Origin of the sequence: Klebsiella sp. RHBSTW-00484, from assembly GCF_013705725.1 — a bacterium.
In the GTDB taxonomy this organism is placed as follows: domain Bacteria; phylum Pseudomonadota; class Gammaproteobacteria; order Enterobacterales; family Enterobacteriaceae; genus Klebsiella.
On record NZ_CP055481.1, the window covers coordinates 274,095 to 291,470 of the forward strand.

Below are 17,376 nucleotides of genomic sequence, written 5' to 3' on the forward strand. Positions count from 1 at the left end.
GCCCCAGACTGCTAAAAAACTCGCCCATCCCCATTTCCTGCCGCTTATTCGCTATTTTGTGACATCTTCCATTGTATTTTTTTATATATACATCAATCTTTTTTCGCGAAGCTTATGGATAACTTCAGCATTTTCCGCTGTGCGTTTTAACGTTCACGCTATTTATCGCTCACATATTGGTCACATCGCAAGAAATTTTTACCATTTCCCATAATTGCTTATCACTACATCTCGAAAAATATTAAGGGATTTATTCTGTCTATTGGCCGCTAGCATAAATTTCTCTGCTGGAAATAGGGCTGTGCACTTTTTTTAATCTTTGCCCGTCGATTCTCACCCCGGATGTAAAACCTGGTTGGCTGTATTGACGTTTCCCCATTCTGTTGACAGATTGTAGGGCATGAGGGGCATTTCATGGAGAATCCGTACTGCAACTCAGTCGTTTTTGCGAAAGGAATCCCCATCTCTCTCAATGCCTTCGGGCACCACCGACCGGACCGGGTATAACATAAATAAAGGTCTGGCGGATATATGCAAACAACATCACATTTGGAGCAGAATAATGAGTATTTCCTTGAAAAGGTCAGGGATGCTGAAGCTTGGTCTGAGCCTGGTTGCCATGACCGTCGCAGCAAGCGTACAAGCGAAGACCCTGGTTTATTGTTCAGAAGGCTCGCCGGAAGGCTTTAACCCGCAGCTCTTCACCTCTGGCACCACCTATGATGCCAGCTCAGTGCCGATTTATAACCGCCTGGTTGAATTCAAAACCGGTACCACGGAAGTTATTCCGGGCCTGGCCGAGAAATGGGAAGTCAGCGAAGACGGTAAAACTTATACCTTCCATCTGCGTAAAGACGTGAAGTGGCAGGATAATAAAGATTTTAAACCGACTCGCGCGCTGAACGCCGATGACGTTGTCTTCTCGTTCGACAGACAAAAAAATGTCAATAACCCGTACCATAAAGTGTCTGGCGGCAGCTATGAATACTTTGAAGGCATGGGCCTTTCCGACCTGATTAGCGAAGTGAAGAAAGTGGACGATAATACAGTCCAGTTCGTGCTGACTCGTCCGGAATCCCCGTTCCTCGCTGACCTCGCCATGGACTTCGCCTCTATTCTGTCAAAAGAGTATGCCGACAACATGCTGAAAGCCGGTACGCCGGAGAAAGTGGACCTGAACCCAATCGGTACCGGCCCATTCCAGCTGCTGCAATATCAAAAAGACTCCCGTATTCTCTATAAAGCCTTCCCGGGCTACTGGGGCACCAAGCCGCAGATCGATCGTCTGGTCTTCTCCATCACCCCTGATGCTTCCGTGCGCTACGCGAAACTGCAGAAAAACGAATGTCAGATAATGCCGTACCCGAACCCGGCAGACATCGCGCGCATGAAGGAAGATAAAAACATTAATCTGCTGGAGCAGCCGGGTCTGAACGTCGGTTACCTCTCCTTCAACACCGAGAAGAAACCGCTGGATGAGGTGAAAGTTCGCCAGGCGCTGACCTACGCGGTGAACAAAGAAGCGATCATCAAAGCCGTTTATCAGGGCGCAGGTCAGTCTGCGAAGAACCTGATCCCGCCGACCATGTGGGGCTATAACGACGACGTTAAAGACTACACCTACGATCCGGAGAAAGCGAAAGCGCTGCTGAAAGAAGCGGGCCTGGAGCAAGGCTTCAGCATTGACCTGTGGGCGATGCCGGTACAGCGTCCGTACAACCCGAACGCGCGCCGTATGGCAGAGATGATTCAGGCTGACTGGGCCAAAGTTGGCGTCAAAGCCAAAATTGTCACCTTCGAGTGGGGCGAATACCTGAAGCGTGCGAAAGCAGGCGAGCATCAGACCGTTATGATGGGCTGGACCGGTGATAATGGGGATCCGGATAACTTCTTCGCCACCCTGTTCAGCTGCGCTGCGGCGAAAGATGGTTCTAACTACTCTCGCTGGTGCTACAAGCCGTTTGAAGACCTGATTCAACCGGCTCGCGCTACTGATGACCACAACAAACGCATTGAGCTGTACAAGCAGGCTCAGGTGGTGATGCATGACCAGGCCCCGGCGCTGATCGTCGCTCACTCCACCGTTTATGAGCCAGTGCGCAAAGAAGTTAAAGGCTATGTGGTTGATCCATTAGGTAAACACCACTTCGATAACGTCTCTATCGAATAATAAGCAATACGTCCCCCTCTCCCTTGAGGGAGAGGGCCGGGGTGAGGGTGGATAAGCCGCCCCTCACCCTTACCTTCCCCCTAACTGGGAGAGGGTGTTTACTTTTGTGAGCAATACAGACGTCCTGTCACCAGGCGGGTCGTTACTAGAGAGAATCCGGGTTATGTTGCAGTTCATTCTCCGACGTTTGGGACTTGTCATCCCAACATTTATCGGTATTACCCTTCTCACTTTTGCCTTCGTCCATATGATCCCCGGTGACCCGGTGCTGATTATGGCGGGCGAACGTGGTATTTCCCCTGAACGTCACGCGCAGCTACTGGCCGAAATGGGCCTTGATAAGCCGATGTGGCAGCAATACGCCCACTATGTTTGGGGCGTGATGCACGGCGATTTAGGCATCTCGCTGAAAAGCCGCATTCCTGTATGGGAAGAGTTCGTGCCGCGCTTTAAGGCCACCATGGAGCTGGGCGTCTGCGCGATGATTTTCGCCGTCGCCGTTGGGATCCCGGTTGGTGTGCTGGCTGCGGTCAAACGCGGTTCTATCTTTGACCACACCTCCGTAGGCCTCGCGCTGACTGGCTACTCCATGCCTATCTTCTGGTGGGGCATGATGCTGATTATGCTGGTTTCGGTGCAGTGGAACCTGACGCCGGTCTCCGGGCGCGTCAGCGACACCGTCTTCCTCGACGATACCCTACCGTTAACCGGCTTTATGCTGATAGATACCGCGATTTGGGGCGAGCCGGGTGACTTTATCGATGCAGTGATGCATATGATCCTGCCTGCCGTGGTGCTGGGCACCATCCCGCTGGCGGTGATTGTGCGTATGACCCGTTCATCGATGCTGGAAGTGCTGGGTGAGGATTATATCCGTACCGCGCGTGCCAAAGGGCTGACGCGTATGCGAGTGATCATCATTCATGCTCTGCGTAACGCCATGCTGCCGGTGGTGACGGTTATCGGTCTACAGGTAGGCACGCTGCTGGCGGGCGCAATCCTGACCGAAACCATCTTCTCCTGGCCGGGCCTTGGTCGCTGGCTGATTGATGCGCTCCAGCGCCGCGATTATCCGGTTGTGCAGGGCGGGGTGCTGCTGGTGGCGACGATGATTATCCTCGTCAATCTGCTGGTAGACCTGTTGTACGGCGTGGTGAACCCGCGTATTCGGCATAAGAAGTAAGGGGCCATCATGTCACAAGTTACTGAAAATAAAGTTGTCGCCGCACCGGTGCCAATGACCCCTTTGCAGGAGTTCTGGCACTATTTTAAACGCAACAAAGGCGCCGTTATCGGCCTGGTCTACGTGGTGGTGATGATTTTTATCGCCGTATTTGCCAACTTCATTGCGCCTTACAATCCTGCGGATCAGTTCCGCGATACGCTGCTGGCTCCCCCGGTCTGGATGGATGGCGGGAGCTTCTCCCATCTGCTCGGTACTGATGACGTTGGCCGCGATATCCTTTCGCGCCTGATGTACGGCGCGCGCCTGTCGCTGCTGGTTGGCTGCCTGGTGGTGGTGCTGTCGCTGATCCTTGGCGTGGTGCTCGGTCTGGTCGCAGGCTATTTCGGCGGCGTGCTTGACTCAATCATCATGCGCGTTGTCGATATCATGCTGGCGCTGCCAAGCCTGCTGCTCGCGCTGGTGCTGGTGGCCATTTTTGGCCCCTCGATCGTCAACGCGTCGATAGCGCTGACCTTTGTCGCCTTGCCGCACTACGTCCGTCTGACCCGCGCTGCGGTGCTGGTGGAAGTGAACCGCGATTATGTCACCGCATCTCGCGTGGCGGGTGCTGGTGCGATGCGCCAGATGTTCGTCAATATTCTTCCTAACTGTCTTGCGCCGCTGATTGTTCAGGCGTCGCTGGGCTTCTCTAACGCCATTCTCGATATGGCCGCTCTTGGCTTCCTTGGCATGGGTGCGCAGCCGCCGACACCGGAGTGGGGCACTATGCTCTCCGACGTGTTGCAGTTCGCGCAGAGCGCCTGGTGGGTCGTCACCTTCCCGGGTGTCGCGATCCTGCTGACGGTGCTGGCATTTAACCTGATGGGTGACGGTCTGCGTGACGCGCTCGATCCCAAACTGAAGCAGTAAGAGGTTCGAGATGGCGTTATTGAATATAGATAAATTATCGGTGCATTTCGGCGATGAAAAGGCACCGTTCCGCGCCGTAGACCGCGTGAGCTACAGCGTGAATCAGGGTGAAGTGGTCGGCATTGTCGGCGAGTCTGGTTCGGGTAAATCGGTCAGCTCGCTGGCGATTATGGGACTGATTGATTATCCCGGTCGGGTGATGGCTGAAAAGCTGGAGTTTAACGGTCGCGACCTGAAGCGCATTTCCGAAAAAGAGCGTCGCCAACTGGTGGGCGCGGAAGTGGCGATGATCTTTCAGGACCCCATGACCAGCCTCAACCCGTGCTACACCGTGGGTTACCAGATTATGGAAGCCATTAAGGTGCATCAGGGCGGCAATAAAAAGACGCGTATTCAGCGGGCGATTGACCTGCTGACGCTGGTGGGGATACCCGACCCGGCTTCGCGTCTCGACGTCTATCCGCATCAGCTTTCCGGCGGCATGAGCCAGCGCGTGATGATTGCGATGGCGATTGCCTGTCGGCCAAAGTTGCTGATTGCCGATGAACCGACAACCGCGCTGGACGTCACCATCCAGGCGCAGATCATCGAGCTACTGCTTGAACTACAGCAGAAAGAGAATATGGCGCTGATCCTGATCACTCACGATCTGGCGCTGGTAGCGGAAGCGGCGCACAAAATTATTGTGATGTACGCCGGTCAGGTAGTGGAAACCGGCGACGCGAAAGATATTTTCCGCGCGCCGCGTCATCCATACACCCAGGCGCTGTTGCGTGCGCTGCCTGAGTTCGCTCAGGATAAAGCGCGTCTGGCTTCGCTGCCGGGCGTGGTTCCGGGGAAATATGACCGCCCGAACGGTTGTCTGCTCAACCCGCGCTGCCCCTATGCGACCGATAAATGCCGCAGTGAGGAGCCTGAACTGAACCTGCTTAATGACGGTCGTCAGTCGAAATGCCACTACCCACTTGATGATGCCGGGAGGCCTGGATTATGAGTACGCATGAGGCCACCACGCAACAGCCTCTGTTGCTGGCCACCGATCTGAAAAAATACTACCCGGTGAAGAAGGGGCTGTTCGCTCCGGAACGCCTGGTGAAAGCGCTGGATGGCGTTTCGTTTACCCTTGAACGCGGCAAAACGCTGGCGGTCGTGGGGGAATCCGGCTGCGGTAAGTCAACGCTCGGCCGCTTGCTGACGATGATTGAAATCCCCACCGGCGGCGAGCTTTACTACCAGGGGCAGGACCTGCTTAAGCATGACCCGCACGCACAAAAACTGCGTCGGCAGAAAATCCAGATTGTGTTCCAGAACCCCTACGGTTCGCTGAACCCGCGTAAAAAGGTGGGGCAGATTCTGGAGGAGCCGCTGCAGATCAACACCAGCTTAAGCAAAGAGCAGCGCCGTGAGAAAGCGCTGGCGATGATGGCGAAAGTGGGCCTGAAAACGGAACACTACGACCGCTATCCGCATATGTTCTCCGGCGGCCAGCGTCAGCGTATTGCCATTGCCCGCGGCCTGATGCTTGACCCGGACGTGGTGATCGCCGACGAACCGGTCTCCGCGCTGGACGTGTCAGTACGTGCGCAGGTGCTGAACCTGATGATGGATTTACAGCAGGAGCTGGGGCTTTCTTACGTCTTTATCTCCCACGACCTGTCGGTGGTGGAGCACATTGCTGACGAAGTGATGGTGATGTATTTAGGCCGCTGCGTGGAGAAAGGGTCGAAGGACCAAATCTTCAATAACCCGCAGCATCCGTATACTCAGGCGCTGCTGTCAGCGACGCCGCGCCTGAACCCGGACGATCGCCGCGAGCGTATCAAGCTGACCGGCGAGCTGCCAAGCCCGCTGAATCCGCCTCCGGGCTGCGCGTTTAACGCTCGCTGCCGTCGTCGCTTCGGCCCATGCACCCAGCTCCAGCCGCAGCTGAAGGACTACGGCGGCCAACTAGTGGCCTGCTTTGCCGTCGATCAGGATCAAAACGGCGAGAAGCCGCTGAGCTGATTGGGATAGCCGATGAAAAAAGCCGAAGCAGTTATGCTTCGGCTGAGAACGATGGCAAACCTGATGTAGATACTATGCTCGTATTTCCGCCGGGTGGCGGCTAGCGCCTTACCCGGCCTACGGGTTCACCATCGTCTGCGGACCCGTAGTGAGTAGCCCGGCTAAGGCGTTTACGCCGCAAGCCGGGAAGTTCCTGAAAGCGACTTAATGCACCACTTCATCGCCGTTATCAATCGGCGACCAGTCGACTTTTCCTTCTTCCCTAACCTGTCGCCAGGCCATAAAGGTCAGGAACAATGTTGCGACGCCATAGCCAAACGTCACCGTGGGTGAAGCGTTGAGCGCCATCTGATGACCGTGAATAAAGCCGAAGAACGACAACACCGTAGCCGCCGCGGCATAAAGCGCCGCCCAGTTAAAGCGCCGGTCGATAATGAACGCGGCAATCGCACCCATCATTAACCCCGCCAACACCGCACCGCCCCCGGTGGTTGCCATACCGTGATACAGCACGCCGTTATTGGCCATCGTATTGACGACATCCGCCGGGAGATTGACGGTATTCGCGCCGGCGGCCGCCAGCGCGCCATCGACCTGGGTCTTCGCCCACTCGGCGATATTCGGTACCAGCGCCAACACGATCGCCGGAGCGTGGCGTTTCGGCGAAACCTGGAACGCCTGAGCGCCAATGACCAGACCGATAAACAGCAGAATAGGTACAATCGCCACCAGTGGGATGATGGAGAGCAGCAGCGCGGTGAGGCCCAGGAAGCAGACGATTGCCATACAAACACCGGTTGCCAGCGAGTAGCCGATGCGCCCGCCCATCGCTTTCCAGCCCGGATGACCGATATAAACCGCAGGTGGAAACGGCGAACCCAACAATGCGCCGACAATCGCGCCCAGCCCGTCAGCCGCCAGTACCGCGCGCAGGTTGTAGCTGTCGCCCCCTACCGCCGCGGATTCGACGTTATTGAGGATTTCGGTGAAGTTGAAAATCCCCAATGGGATCGCCGTCACCAGCAGCGGCCAGACCAGGCTCATCGGGACGTTAAAGACATCAGTAGAAAGCGTGGGTAAATAGAGCGAGAAACGGCCCGCCGCCTCTTTGACTTCCGCCGGATTCATAATGTCGCTAAAGCCAAGCCAGGTCGCGCCCCAGCCCAGCAGGCAGCCCACCAGAACCACCGCCAGCCCACCCGGCAGACCGAACGGCAGCCGCACGTTACCGACCCAGTTGAGCAGGATAATGGCGAAGCAGACAATGCCAATCCAGGCGGTATCAAACATCTGATACGCCGGGCGCATGGCGATAAACGCAATTGCAATCCCCGCCAGCGTCCCCAGCATTGCGGCGCGCGGCGTATATTTACGAATCGCCGGGCCAACCAGCACGCCTGCCAGTACAATAAGGCCGACAATCATCGCCCAGATAAGCCCGAGCTTCCACGCCAGCATCCAGTCTTTATGGATAAGCAGCGTTGGCAGCATGACAACGAACACCACAATGAACATGTGCGGCACGCTTGGCCCGTATGGCAGGGCGGTCACTGTGTCGCGACCCTCGCGTTTTGCCATCCGCCAGGCAAGCCAGGCGTAAAACAGATTACCCAGCGGTAGCGCGATACCTAACGCCGGTAGGATGCGGCCATAAACGGTGGTCGCCGGGATTTGCGCGACGTACAGAGCGAGTCCTGACAGGACCAGCACGTTCAGTAATACGTTGGTAAAGAGTCCGAAAAAAGCGTTGAGATCGCCCGTCACCCATAGCCGTGGACGAAATGTGAGTTTTCCTTGCTCCATAATCCTTCTCCTGAAGTTATTCAGTCATGTGGTGGCCGGTGTATGCCCGCCAACCGCCGAGGTCGGTGATCTCCGGCTGGCCTTCAACCAGCCAGGATTCCGCCAGAACGCCCAACACTTCACTACCGTCGTCCAGTAACACTTTGCCGATACAGAGTCCGGCAGGTTCTTTTTGCAGAATATTTCCCAGTCCGGCAGGAGGAACCGCCCAGATTTCCAGCGCGATGTTTGCGCCGTTATCCGGTGAACGAATCATTCCGGGATGATCGTCGTTGATGCTCCAACAGCGGTAGCAGGGAGCCGTTTTATCCTCACGAACGAATTCGGCATTCACTGCCAGCATGTTGGGGTTTAGCTTCAGGCCACGCATTAGCGTGCCGTTAACCGCAAGCAGGATTTTGCTATCTGACATCGTTTTTATCCTTATTTATACCCGAATATAGGGCCGCCATTCGCCGTGCGCATGGCGGCGTAAAATTAACCGGTAAACCGGGTTCCGCCGTTACCGTCAATGGCGCGAACGATAGTTTCCGGATTGGTAATCAGCCCAACCCCCGCAGGATTACATCGCAGGAAGGTCAGCATGGCTTCGACTTTGGGCGCCATGCTGCCTGCGCCGAACTGACCGCTTTGCAGCATGGCCTGCGCTTCAGCTAACGTTAAAGTGTCGAGCCAGCGCTGCTCCGGTGTACCAAAGTTGATGGCGACTTGCTCAACGCCGGTCGGAATCAGCAGCATGTCTGCCTGCAATTCGCAGGCCAGCAGCGCCGATGCGCGGTCTTTATCAATGACCGCCTGGGCGGCAATAAGCTTGCCAGACGTATCGCGCCAGACAGGAATACCGCCGCCGCCGCAGGCAATAACTAAGACATTTTGTTCAAGCAGGGTGCGAATAACCGGCGTTTCGATGACTTCTTTTGGTGCCGGTGATGCCACGACGCGTCGCCAGCCGCGGCCCGAATCTTCTGCGATATCCCAGCCCTGAGCCGCCGCCAGCGTCTCCGCCGTTTCCTGAGTCATATAGTCGCCGATAGGTTTATCAGGATGGCTGAAGGCGGTATCGTTTGGGTCTATTAACGTTTGCGTCACCAGCGCGACGGCGCGGATGCTATCAAGACCGCGTGCGGTCAACGCGTTATTCAGCGCGTTCTGGAACATAAAACCAATTGCGCCCTGGGTATCGCCGACCGCGTACTCCAGCGGCACCGCAGGAACGGCGTCTTTGGCGATTTCGCTACGGCGCAGGATAAAACCCACCTGCGGGCCATTGCCGTGCGTCAGCACCACGCGCCAGCCTGCGGCAATCAGATCAACCACATTTTCAGCGGTGGCTTTCACCGCTTCGTACTGCTGTTCCAGCGCATTTTCTCCGGGGTTGCGGATCAATGCATTACCGCCGACGGCGACGACGGCGACTTTAGTTTTTTTCATGGTCAGCTCCTTCTGCCAGCGCGCGAAGCGCGGCGGTAAAGCAGGCCAGCGGTGCGGTGGTGATCCCTGCACCGATCTGCCCTACGCCCGCGCGTTTATGCGCAATCCCGGTGTTGATGACCGGTAAAATATTGCGGTCGACCACGTAGCGGGCATCGATACCGCAGCCGCTACCGGCAAAGTTCAGCGCGGGCAGCGTGAACGCCGGATGGGTGGCGAGGGTGATTTCCTGCATCGTCAGGCTATGACGGACGGCATCGGCTGGCGTGCCGCCGACGAATTTAACGATAGCCGGGGAGGCCGCCATGGCAAATCCGCCGATCCCGGCGGTTTCGGTAATTGCCGAGTCGCCTAAATCGGCTGCCGCATCGTCGATACCGTAGCCCGGGAAGAACAGGCCATCGACGGGGTTAGCCGGGGCCTGGAACCAACGGTCACCGGTACCGGAGAGGCGAATGCCGAAGTTAACGCCGTTGCGCGCCATTACCGTAACCAGCGAGCTGTGCGGGACATCGCAGGCGGCATCCAGCATCGATTTACAGGCTGCCATAGAAAGATTAAGGAAGAAATGGTCGTTGGCGGCGATAAACTCCAGCGCTTCCGGGCCGTGTTGAATACGCGCCAGATGCGGAGCCAGGCGTTTAAAGGACAGCCCGCTCGCTGCCGCGTTGCGGTTATGACACTCATCACCCATATGCAGCGCCTGGGCAATCAGCGGTTTGAGCTCGATTTCGCCGCTGAGCGCCAGCGCCTGCTTCAATGCGGGAGCCAGCACGTTCCCCATCCAGCTCAGGCGGCTCAGCACATCCTCGTTATTGGCTCCGAAGCGCAGAACTTTGCCGAGCCCCTCGTTGAAGTTACAAAACGCGCGATTGCCGTGAGTGCGGTTTTCTACAATCCACACCGGCATGGAAGGACTGATAATCCCTGCCATCGGCCCGGTGGCGTGGTGATGATGGCACGGTTCGAGATCGACCTTACCTGTCGCCGCCATTTGCATTGCTTCTTCCGTGCTGCTGGCCCAGCCTTCAAAAACAATCGCACCAGCAATCGCGCCCTGCATCGGGCCGCACATATCGCTCCAGGCGATCGGTGGCCCGGCATGAAGAATTTTACGTACGCCGTTCAGGCCGGAGATCGCCTCGCAGGCCCTGGCGACATCGACCAGTACCGGCTGGGCATCCAGATAGCGCTGTAGCGCCTGTTCGTTAGCGGCTTTTATACGCTCGTCGGCCAGCAGGGTCGCCAGCGTCCAGCCAGCCTGTTCATCACCCTGCGCCACGGGTTGCCATTGCAGATGAAGCACTTCGCCACCGGCTTCGCGCAGATTATCAGCAAAACTTTCCAGTCCGAGATTGATAACCGAAAGCGGTTGTTGAAATAAGGTCGTCATAGTTTATTTCCGTTGTTGCGCGATAAATGCCGCCAGGCGAGCGGCCTCGATATTGCTGTCAGCCACCAGGACGCCAGCACTTTGCAGCAGCGTTATCTGCTGCGCTCTGTCCTGTGGATCGGCGTCCGTGCCGCAAACGTGGGCAAGCAAAACAATATGGCGCTGCTCGGCGGCTTCAATGCGCTGAATTTCTTCGATAATGGGCAGCAGGGCGCTGCACGGCTCGATGCTGGCGCCATAGCCCAGCACAATGTCGAACAGCAGGACGGCGGTGCGCGGGTCCTGCGCTTCCGACAGCAGGCGCGCGTTACGCAGCTCCGGGTCAATCATCGGATGCGGGCGTCCCTGGGTGAATTCATCATCGCCCATATCCACCAGACTGTGGCCGTGACCATGATGTTTATCCTGCAGCGCCCGTGCGCCCGTTACTGGGGCATTGGATTCACAGGATAGCCCTGCCGCCTGGAGCGCGAGCTGGGCTTCGTAGCAGAAAGTTCCGCCCGCGAAAACGCCGCGAATGTCGGTTTGTTCCGCGGTCATCTCGCGAATCGATTGCATCGCTTGCTGCCGTAAAGCTTCAGGTAAGGAATGGCTGGCGGCGGCCGTTTCTCCCCGCAGCGTGGCGACCGCGATATCCGCGGCATGCTGCAGACTGTGGGCTGGGATGATGCCATACGTCAGCAGCGCCGCATCGCTTGTCCCGAGGAAATGGGCTACAACCGGTTTGCCACACTGACGGGCGGATTCCAGCACTTTTTCCATGATGGCGGGTGACGGGGGTTTGGAGATCAGCGCAATGAGCTGCGTTTCGGGATCGTCCGCCAGCATGGCGATCCCTTGCAGCATGCTCAGACCACCAATCTCTTCATGCAGATCGCGACCGCCGGTGCCGATGGCTTGCGAAACACCTTCACCGAGGTGGTGAATGCGGCAGCTCACTTCCTGTAAGCCGGTACCGGAAGCGGCAACCAGACCAATTGCTCCGCGGCGGACTACGTTGGCAAATCCCAGCGGCATTCCGTTGATGATGGCGGTACCGCAGTCCGGCCCCATCACCAGCAGGTTACGCTCGCGGGCATACTGCTTAATCGCCGCTTCCTGACATTCCGGGACGTTATCGCTGAAGAGCATCACGTGCAGCCCGGCGCTCAGGGCTTTAAGCGCTTCGGCGGCGGCGTAGCTGCCGGGAACTGAAATCAGCGCCAGATTGGCCTGCGCCGACACCCCCACACCTGCGGCGATGCTGGTGGCCGGGTGTCGGGTTGTACCTTCGGTGTTTTCCGTTGCGGCTGGAGGGCTCAGTAACTCACCCGCCAGCGTCAGCGCCTGTTTTGCCGTTTCGTCATCGGCCAGCAGGGCAATAAGCAGATCGTTAGGTCGGGCTTCAAGCGTAATGGGCATTCCCGCATCGCGCATGCGTTCGATATTGGCCGCCGTCGCCATGGCGACAGAAGCTTGCTCAACGCCCTCTAAGGCATTGAGTTTTGCGGAAACCTGCATCAGTGAAACGGAGTCTTTATACAGGTTAGGGAAGCATTGGTAATGCAGAGTCATTTCCTGTCCTCGGGCAATAAGAGGCCACCGCCACAGATGTGGCGGAATGGGGTTATTACCAGTTGTCGAAAAATTAGTTTTGCAGCGCGCCGATAATGCTGGCTGAATCGCTGACCCAGCCGACGATGGCGCCCTGGGCTTTCATCATGTCGAGCGCGGCGCGGTGGAATTCTGGAAAGTAGGAGGCGCAGCAGTCTTCCGGGATGACCAGCTCGTAGCCTCTGTCGTTGGCTTCTCTGGCCGTGGTTTGCACGCACACTTCCGTGGTCACGCCGCAGATGATCAGCGATTTAATGCCGCGAGTTTGCAGAATCAGCCCCAGGTCGGTGGCGTAAAATGCTCCCTTGCCGGGTTTATCGATAATCGGTTCACCGGGGAGTGGTGCGAGCTCCGGGATGATGTCGTGCCCTTGTTCGCCGCGAATTAAAATGCGCCCCATCGGGCCGGATTCGCCGATAAATGTTTTCCCGCCGCGTGTTTTTTTGGCCGGGGGACAGTCCGCCATATCCACGCGATGGCCTTCGCGGGTATGAATAATAAATAACCCTGAGGCTCGGGCTTGTTCCAGTAGTTGACGGCATGGCGCGATAGTCCGGCGCAGATGCGAGACGTCATTACCCAGCACCTCGCCAAAACCGGCGGGTTCGACAAAGTCGCGCTGCATATCGATGATGACCAGCGCAGTGCTGGCAGGATCAAACGTGAAATCAAAAGGTTGAGCTTGAATAGTACGCATAAACGATCCCTTGTTAGCTATGACTACACTAGCAGTGTATGGACAGAACGCGATGGCTGCGCAGAAAGGTTTTCTGCTTATCCCTCAAAAAATATGAGGGATAAATCCCTATCGGCAAGGCAAAATGGCTGGGGTCCTGATGCCGTGGGGGTTACGGCGAACAGGGGATATCAGCCGGTCGGTCAAGGGGGCGAAAATGGATATGCAAAAGTGTGACCCCCCTCGGGAAATAAGGTTAACGTATGGCTTTGAATGCACTAAAACATTGCGCAAGGCTGACTTCTGGGCAAGCGGGGCGCGTGCACTCGGTCTTCACCCACGCCTGTAATCTGCTTATGCCGAATGGCGAACTCTGGGTTGTGCAAACTCGCGAAATGCCGCTGGCCCCCAACGGTATCATTGTCGACGTCGACGATTTACGACTCCGTTTTACCGCCGGGATGAGCGTGGCCTGTTTACCCTGCGGGGGCGATGTGTCGATGCTCGGTTCGAGTCCCGTCTCCACGCAGCTTATTTCTGCCGGGAACGCCGCGAATTTAGGGCGTTTCGCCAGCGCATTATCTGTTTTCCTCGCAGGGCAACCCTGCAATGGTATTCGGCTGGCCTTGCAGCAAGAGCCCGCGCTGGCTGATGTCTATCAACGCTTTACCCGCTGGTTGACGAATGGTGAAGGTGATGTAGTTCCCCTGCTGCGTTTTCTGATTGGGCGCGGGGAGGGGCTAACGCCCTCAGGCGATGATTTCCTGGTGGGCGTATTGCTGGTTATGGAGAACTGGCAACATCCCCGGCTGTCCTCGCTGCGCCGGGCCATTCCCCCGCAGTTGTCAGCTACCACGGATATCAGCCGGGAAATGCTGGGACATGCGTGTCAGGGGCGTTATAGCCAGCATTTGTTAGCGCTGATGGCGAGCCCTGAGTTCAATTTTCCTGCGGTTGCCAGGTATGGTCACACCTCCGGGTTGGATATGCTGGCCGGGATTGCGGCGGCGGTCAGCGTTTTATCAGTCATCCCGATCAACTGAGATCGGTTAAAAACCCTTCGATAACATCCGCCCGCTGCAACTGCGTCAGCCACCAGTGGCAGCAAGGGCGGGGCGGTTCGTTTTGCCAGGCCAGAAAAAGCGGCGTCGGCGGTTTACTGACGTCCACCGGCACGCTAACGAGTCTGCCGTCGTCAATGTAGCGCTGGCAAAAATGGCGGGGAAGAAAGCCAATGCCCAGACCGTGGAGATGCATCGTAATTTTGCTGTGGTAATCGGGAGCGAGCAGCGCTTTTTGGCCGCGCAGTTGCCAGGCAACCTGTGGCTCGAGCTGCACGGAGGTATCCTGGATACAGATTGCCGGGTAGCGGCGCAGATCTTCTGCCTGTAGCGGGCGGTGAACCGCCGCCAGCGGATGGTCGGGTGCAATGGCGAACAGCCACTCAACGGCGGGCATTTCTGCACAAAGGACTTCACCGTGGCGTACCACCTGGTTAGGCGCGCCGATAGCGATGTCCGCACGCTTTTCCAGCAGCGCGTCCCAGACGCCATCATGCACATCAATACTCAACTGAATTTCCGTTTGCGGGAAGTGGTGTTCACTTTGTTTCAGCAGCGCGTAAAGAGGTTGCAGGCTGATAATGTTATTGAGTGAGAGGCTTAAGCTCGTCTCTGTACCGCTGGCAATGCGACGAGTGGTGTGCTGTAACTCTCCCAGTTCGCTCAGGATCAACTGCCCTTTTTTGATAAAATAACGGCCCGCTTCCGTCAGGAGCAGCTGTTTGCCCTGGCGCTCAAACAGTTTGGCGCCCAGCTCGTTTTCCAGCTTATGTACCGTATAGCTGAGAGCCGTGGGCACCTTGTGCAGCTCTTCGGCGGCAGCGCTAAAGTTGCCACAGCGCGCGATGGTGACGATGACGTTCAATGCCTGGACGCTTATCAACATACCCTCTTCCTACCGATATACCCGTCATCCTTCAAGCTGCCTCTTTGTTGGCTGCACTCAGAAACCCCAGTCACATAGTTATCTATGTTCCTGGGGATTTCTTCCCTTGCCGCCTCGATGCATCTCGAATGATTTTGTGTATAGACTGAAAAACCCCTTCACGATCGGGAACATAAAACGAACATTTATCGAATATAGAGGATCTTAAATCACTATGTCTATCAACTAAGCTAACTCTATGAATATATTTTATTTTACGCTGTTCAAGCCTTCAGGTGGTCTAAAAGGGGGGCAGCAATGATTTCTGATGCTGTTCTTTGTTGTTCGGTCAACGCATTATATTCCTGGTTTTCAGATAACATCCTGAGCTATTTATTTTAAGTCTGAGCTTTATTTATTATCTCCATTAATTCAGTTAAGTGATTTCTAAATGGATTAAAAAATATTAAAATGTATTTTCGTTAGTATTCTACAGGCGTGTATTACGCCAGGTTTTAAATTTTAAACAGTATAAAAAACTACTCTATGTGAATGACCCGGCGGGTTACGTGGGTTTTGACGGCGCTGCCGCCCAAAAAATGGGGCTATCATTTTGAAAAGAAACTGATAGTGTAGCTGCACTACCACTATGGAATTATACCAACCTGGCTTATTCAAAATTATTAAATCCATACTAAAGTTAGCGTATTGTGATGGGCATAACGCCGGATGACAGTCAAAAAAACAAAGAATTAAACTATGCTTTAGCGGCGTATACCCAAAATAATTCGAATTGCAGGAAGGCGGCAAGCAAGAGAATCCCCAGGAGCTTACATAAGTAAGTGACTGGGGTGAGCGAGTGAAGCCAACGCACATGCAACTCGAAGTATGACGGGTATAGAATGACAATTAAAACAGATTAAATATGATATATTTAAAATCATGAGGTTATCTATGAACCATTATGATGATTTGCAGCGCTTCAAGGAAAAGACGCGGACACACAGTCTAAAATTCAAGGACCTCTCATCAGAAGCTGCCGCCAGTGAAAAAGGGGATTGGGTTATTCTCAATCAACTTATTCCCGTAGCGGAAGAATCCTCTATCGCTATGGGCGGGTCGGTTTCATTACCCCTGCCACAGCTGGTACCTGTTGATATGTTCCGCAGGGTCGAAAGCGAGCCTGTTCAGGCTGCACCTCCGTCACCACCCGTTGCCGTGATTGATACACCCGCGCCAGTCGCTGTGGCCCCCGTTGTGCCGGAAAAAGCTGCGACTTCTGTTCCTGAAGCGATGGTTCCCCAATCAGTGCCGGTTAACGTGCCCGCACCTGCAATCAAACCTCGTCAGGCCATTGCGCCGACGGCGGAAGGCTACGCCCATCTCTTCGCGACGAAAACCGTGGAGCCGGAACTCGTAGCGAAAGATAAAGACCAGCCCCTGAAATCACTCTTAGAAAGGATTGCGACATGCCGTTGATCTGCGTGTGTTCCCCGAAAGGCGGCGTAGGAAAAACGACCCTCGCGGCAAATCTGGCCTGGTCGCTGGCCCGCGCGGGCAGCAAAGTTTTGGCTCTGGATTTTGATGTGCAGAACGCTCTGCGCCTGCATTTTGGCGTGCCGCTTAGCGATGAGCGCGGCTATGTCGCGAAAGCGCTGGAGCTGCATGACTGGAGCCAGTGCGTGCTCAGCGCCGGGAGCAATATTTTCGTCCTGCCCTATGGCGACGTGAGTGAAGCGCAGCGCCAGGCTTTTGATGAGCACCTGGCCCATGACGAGCATTTTTTGACCCGTGGTCTGGCGGCATTACTCAATTATCCAGGGCTGATTACCATCGCCGACCTGCCGCCGGGGCCTTCGCCCGCGTTGACGGCGCTAACTTCGCTTGCCGATATGCATCTGGTGCCGCTGCTGGCGGATACCGCCTCGATGTCGACCCTGTCGCAGGTCGAAAAGCAGCGTTTAACCGGGGGGGCGCTCAACCATAAGCACGGACACTATTTTGTGATTAACCAGAGCGATAATCGCCGTCAGGTGAGTCGCGATGTCACCGCGTTGATGGAAGAAAAACTGGGTGACCGCCTGCTGGGCGTCATTCATCGTGATGAAAGCGTGGTAGAGGCGAATGCTTCCCAGAAGTCGATTCTTGACTTTAGTTCATCCTCCGCAGCCGCCTTTGATATTGAAATTATTGCCAAAAAAATCTCTGCGCAGTTGGGTATTAATATTGGCGACGGCACGGTGCACAGCCAGCCTCGCATGTCAGGGCATTAATTTAATTGCAGG

At 55.9% G+C, this 17,376-nt stretch carries 14 protein-coding genes and 1 pseudogene; 8 read left to right on the plus strand and 7 right to left on the minus strand.

All coding sequences use genetic code 11. The features are described 5' to 3' along the window. Positions 1-562 precede the first annotated feature (562 nt). The 5 genes from dppA (at position 563) to dppF (ending at position 6,269) form a co-directional block, all read left to right on the plus strand. Complete coding sequence (gene dppA / locus HV213_RS01270; protein ID WP_181484511.1) at positions 563-2,170, plus strand: dipeptide ABC transporter periplasmic-binding protein DppA; 1,608 nt, start codon at positions 563-565, stop codon at positions 2,168-2,170. Positions 2,171-2,333: 163 nt separating this feature from the next. Further along, the gene (dppB, locus tag HV213_RS01275; protein ID WP_181484512.1) at positions 2,334-3,353 is read left to right on the plus strand and encodes a dipeptide ABC transporter permease DppB; all 1,020 of its coding nucleotides are present in this window, start codon (positions 2,334-2,336) and stop codon (positions 3,351-3,353) included. A 9-nt stretch (positions 3,354-3,362) separates the two neighbouring features. After that, entirely contained in the window at positions 3,363-4,265 is a 903-nt protein-coding gene (gene dppC / locus HV213_RS01280) for a dipeptide ABC transporter permease DppC (protein WP_181484513.1), read from the plus strand. 10 nt (positions 4,266-4,275) lie between these two features. Then, positions 4,276-5,259, plus strand: a complete 984-nt coding sequence (gene dppD, locus HV213_RS01285; RefSeq protein ID WP_110276231.1) for a dipeptide ABC transporter ATP-binding protein — start codon at positions 4,276-4,278, stop codon at positions 5,257-5,259. Then, positions 5,256-6,269: a dipeptide ABC transporter ATP-binding subunit DppF gene (gene dppF / locus HV213_RS01290; protein ID WP_142513403.1), complete on the plus strand. Its 1,014-nt coding sequence runs from the start codon at positions 5,256-5,258 to the stop codon at positions 6,267-6,269. The genes dppD and dppF overlap by 4 nt, the downstream gene beginning before the upstream one ends. Before the next feature lie 204 nt (positions 6,270-6,473). On the opposite strand, the gene HV213_RS01295 is transcribed toward dppF, so the two are convergent. From HV213_RS01295 to HV213_RS01320, 6 genes are all read right to left on the minus strand, one after another. Further along, positions 6,474-8,072, minus strand: coding sequence for a regulator (locus HV213_RS01295; protein WP_110276229.1), 1,599 nt, complete (start codon positions 8,070-8,072; stop codon positions 6,474-6,476). Positions 8,073-8,088: 16 nt separating this feature from the next. Continuing rightward, entirely contained in the window at positions 8,089-8,484 is a 396-nt protein-coding gene (locus HV213_RS01300) for an allophanate hydrolase-related protein (protein ID WP_142513401.1), read from the minus strand. A 65-nt stretch (positions 8,485-8,549) separates the two neighbouring features. Further along, complete coding sequence (locus HV213_RS01305; RefSeq protein ID WP_181484514.1) at positions 8,550-9,503, minus strand: carbamate kinase; 954 nt, start codon at positions 9,501-9,503, stop codon at positions 8,550-8,552. Continuing rightward, positions 9,490-10,896 carry a YlbE family protein gene (locus HV213_RS01310; RefSeq protein WP_181484515.1) on the minus strand — a complete coding sequence of 469 codons (1,407 nt, stop codon included), beginning with the start codon at positions 10,894-10,896 and terminating at the stop codon, positions 9,490-9,492. The genes HV213_RS01305 and HV213_RS01310 overlap by 14 nt, the downstream gene beginning before the upstream one ends. A gap of 3 nt (positions 10,897-10,899) precedes the next feature. Then, positions 10,900-12,450: an acyl-CoA synthetase FdrA gene (fdrA, locus tag HV213_RS01315; RefSeq protein ID WP_181484516.1), complete on the minus strand. Its 1,551-nt coding sequence runs from the start codon at positions 12,448-12,450 to the stop codon at positions 10,900-10,902. A gap of 73 nt (positions 12,451-12,523) precedes the next feature. Continuing rightward, positions 12,524-13,186: a cysteine hydrolase family protein gene (locus HV213_RS01320; RefSeq protein WP_110276224.1), complete on the minus strand. Its 663-nt coding sequence runs from the start codon at positions 13,184-13,186 to the stop codon at positions 12,524-12,526. A 242-nt stretch (positions 13,187-13,428) separates the two neighbouring features. On the opposite strand from HV213_RS01320, the gene HV213_RS01325 reads away from it, so the two are divergent. Then, positions 13,429-14,208: an oxamate carbamoyltransferase subunit AllH family protein gene (locus tag HV213_RS01325; RefSeq protein ID WP_181484517.1), complete on the plus strand. Its 780-nt coding sequence runs from the start codon at positions 13,429-13,431 to the stop codon at positions 14,206-14,208. On the opposite strand, the gene HV213_RS01330 is transcribed toward HV213_RS01325, so the two are convergent. After that, complete coding sequence (locus HV213_RS01330) at positions 14,201-15,112, minus strand: LysR substrate-binding domain-containing protein (RefSeq protein ID WP_181484518.1); 912 nt, start codon at positions 15,110-15,112, stop codon at positions 14,201-14,203. The two genes, HV213_RS01325 and HV213_RS01330, sit on opposite strands and share 8 nt — an antisense overlap. A 933-nt stretch (positions 15,113-16,045) precedes the next feature. Between HV213_RS01330 and bcsO the strand changes: the two genes are divergently transcribed. Further along, the gene (gene bcsO / locus HV213_RS01335; protein ID WP_181484519.1) at positions 16,046-16,570 is read left to right on the plus strand and encodes a cellulose biosynthesis protein BcsO; all 525 of its coding nucleotides are present in this window, start codon (positions 16,046-16,048) and stop codon (positions 16,568-16,570) included. A gap of 1 nt (position 16,571) precedes the next feature. Further along, positions 16,572-17,364: pseudogene (bcsQ, locus tag HV213_RS01340) on the plus strand (cellulose biosynthesis protein BcsQ). Positions 17,365-17,376 lie beyond the last annotated feature (12 nt).